Source organism: Roseovarius halophilus (ex Wu et al. 2025), assembly GCF_047086965.1.
The window spans coordinates 1-2,937 of the sequence record NZ_JBKOTX010000378.1 but is presented as its reverse complement, the minus strand read 5'-3'; the positions used below and the strand labels follow the sequence as shown (position 1 = coordinate 2,937).

Genomic DNA, 2,937 nt, shown 5'->3' with positions numbered 1-2,937 from the left:
CGGGCTGGCGCTCCGGGGCCGGGGCCGGCTCGGGCTCCGGCTGGGGGACCTGCTCCGGTTCCGGTTCGGGCCGCGGGTCGGGATCGGCCGCCGCGCCCTCCTCGACGATCGCATCCAGGCCGTCCTCGATTTTCGAGGAGGATTTGAAAAGCCTGTCCTTGAGTTTCCTGAAAAACGCCATGCGCCCTCCGATGCCGATTGCTTCCCCCATTTAATGCCGATGGCGGATGGATGGAAGCCTGCGCAGCCCGGGCGCGGAAACTTACACTTCGTCCGGGAAATGCTTCATCGTGAGCCGTATCGGGTTCGGCGCCGCCTGCCCCAGTCCGCAGATGCTGGCATCCCCCATCGCCTGGCACAGCTCCTCCAGCAATGGCTGATCCCACCGGTCGGCCTGCATCAGCTTGACCGCCTTCTCGCAACCCACGCGGCACGGCGTGCACTGACCGCAGCTTTCATCCTCGAAAAACCGCAGCATGTTGAGCGCGGCCTGCTTCGCGCTGTCCTTGTCCGACAGCACGACGACGGCAGCCGACCCGATGAAACTGCCATGCGGCTGCAACGTGTCGAAATCCAGCGGCACGTCGTCCATCGAGGCGGGCAACAGCCCCGAGGACGGCCCCCCCGGCTGGTACGCCTTGAACTGGTGCCCGTCCAGCATGCCGCCGGCAGCCTCGATGATATCGCGGATGCTGGACCCCGCCGGCAGAAGGTGCACGCCCGGGGTCTTCACGCGGCCCGACACCGAGTAAGAGCGCAGTCCCTTGCGGCCGTTCCTCTCGACACCGCTGAGGATCTCGCCCCCCTCGCGCAGGACGCGCGTGACCCAGTGCAGCGTCTCGACGTTGTTGACCAGCGTCGGGCGCCCGAAGATACCGACATTGGCGACAAAGGGCGGGCGATGACGCGGCAGGCCGCGCTTGCCCTCGATCGATTCGATCATCGCCGATTCCTCGCCGCAGATATAGGCGCCCGCACCGCGGCGCAGCTCGATATATCCGGGGCCGACCAGGCCGGCCTGTTCGAGCGCGGCAATCTCGCGGCGCAGGATTTCCAGCACCACCGGGTATTCGTCGCGCATGTAGATGAAGCAGCGGTCAGCCTCCACGGCCCATGCCGCGATCAGCATTCCCTCAAGGAAAACATGAGGTTCCCGCTCAAGGTAAAAGCGATCTTTGAAGGTGCCCGGCTCTCCTTCGTCGCCGTTGACGGCAACATAGCGCGGCCCCGGCTCCGCCCGCACGAAGCCCCATTTCCGGCCCGACGGGAAACCCGCGCCACCAAGCCCGCGCACCCCTGCGTCAAGCAATGTCTGCTGAACAGTTTCGAAATCGCCGTCCGCGCGCAGCTCTGCGAGCTTCGTGTAGCCGCCCTCTGCCTGATAGGCGTCGAACGTCTGGTATTCCGGTACATGGGGATGCGTATCGTCGGCGGCGATCGCCGCCTCGACCTTCTCGGGCGTGGCGTGGTCGATGTGGTTGTGCCCCAGCTCCAGCACGGGCGCCGTGTCGCACCGACCCATGCAGGGCGCCCGCAGCACGCGCACCCGTGACGGGTCGTGCCCGGCCTCGAGCGCGGCTTTCAGTTCCTGCGCGCCGGCAAGCTCGCACGACAGCGAATCGCACACCCGGATCGTCAGGGCGGGGGGCGGCGTCTCGCCTTCCTTGACCACGTCGAAATGGGCATAGAAGGTGGCAACCTCGTAGACCTCGGCCTGGCTGATGCGCATTTCCTCGGCCAGCGCGCGCAGATGCGCCGCCGACAGGTGGCCGAACCTGTCCTGGATCAGGTGCAGGTACTCGATCAGCAGGTCGCGGCGACGCGGCGCGCCACCCAGCAACGTGCATACCTCTTCCCACGCCTGATCCTCGAGCTGACGGCCCTTGGGCGTGCGCCGCCCCTTGCCCTTGCCCGATTTCCAGACGCCGTCCTGATCATCCAGTGCCATGACAATTTCCCCGTTGTCTCCTGCCCGTCGGTGTACCGTACCACACACATCGCGCGGACGACCAAAAGCGACACAAGCATTGCCGGAAGCGTTGATCGCGACCGGAAATTCCCGGAATCCGCGGGCCAGACCAGCTAACGAGGCGTCATCGCCCGCAGCACGCCGCGCAAGAGCAAAAGCGGGTAGCGTCGGGGCCGCGCTTCTGCCAGACTTCAGTCATGATGACACGGGCCTGCCTTCTCGCCGCGATGCTGACCACAAGCGCCGCAACCGCGCAGACGACAATGACGGCCGATGCGTTCGACGCTTACACGCGTGGTCAGACCTTCTACTACGGCAGTACCGGCAGCCCCTACGGCGCCGAGGAGTATCTCGACAACCGACGGGTACGCTGGTCATTCCTCGACGGGGACTGCGAGGAAGGCCGCTGGTACGAGGAAGACGGGCTGATCTGCTTTGTCTACGAAAACCGGTCCGAGCCGCAATGCTGGAGCTTTACCCGCACCGATGGCGGCCTTGTCGCCCGGTTCGAGAACGTCCCCAACCAGACGGAGCTTTACGAAGTGTTCAAGTCAGACGAACCGCTGGTCTGCCCTGGCCCGGACGTGGGCGTATAGCCTGTCATTAGTCAACCATCGTGACGGGTTTTCCACCCGATTTGCCCGGGACGTTTCCAAATGCCCAGATGCGCCGCAAGGCATCCCCGCCCGAGACGCAGGTGGCTGCCGCGACGGTTTGCTGGAAACGACCGCGCGGGTTTTCAGAACAGGCTACCCTGGTCCGAGCTGTCGCCGGCCTTGCGGCCGGATGACGCCGGCGCCTTGCCACCCCTTGCCACGGCGAGCTTGCCGTCGCTGAACTCGATTTCCAGCGCGGCGGCCTGCCCGGCTGTCTCGCTGGATCGGTCCTTTGACCCGGACCCCACAGAGGCAGCCCGGATGGAGGACCGATACGCGGCCTTTTGCGAACTCTACCGCGCGCTTGGCAAC

General features: G+C 65.7%; 2 protein-coding genes and 1 pseudogene. 1 reads left to right on the top strand and 2 read right to left on the bottom strand.

Translation table 11 applies throughout. The annotated features are described in order from the left end of the window. Positions 1 to 181 (bottom strand): annotated as a pseudogene (locus ACH107_RS31725) (signal recognition particle-docking protein FtsY); the annotation flags it as partial. Between the two features lie 81 nt (positions 182 to 262). Beyond that, positions 263 to 1,948: an NAD(P)H-dependent oxidoreductase subunit E gene (locus ACH107_RS31720; RefSeq protein WP_412509622.1), complete on the bottom strand. Its 1,686-nt coding sequence runs from the start codon at positions 1,946 to 1,948 to the stop codon at positions 263 to 265. Positions 1,949 to 2,166: 218 nt separating this feature from the next. Between ACH107_RS31720 and ACH107_RS31715 the strand changes: the two genes are divergently transcribed. After that, positions 2,167 to 2,565: a hypothetical protein gene (locus ACH107_RS31715; protein ID WP_412509621.1), complete on the top strand. Its 399-nt coding sequence runs from the start codon at positions 2,167 to 2,169 to the stop codon at positions 2,563 to 2,565. Positions 2,566 to 2,937: the final 372 nt, after the last annotated feature.

Bases quoted from the DNA above. Each gene is read 5' to 3' on its own strand.
- ACH107_RS31715 (WP_412509621.1), top strand. From the start codon at position 2,167: ATGATGACACGGGCCTGCCTTCTCGCCGCGATGCTGACCACAAGCGCC.
- ACH107_RS31720 (WP_412509622.1), bottom strand. From the start codon at position 1,948: ATGGCACTGGATGATCAGGACGGCGTCTGGAAATCGGGCAAGGGCAAG.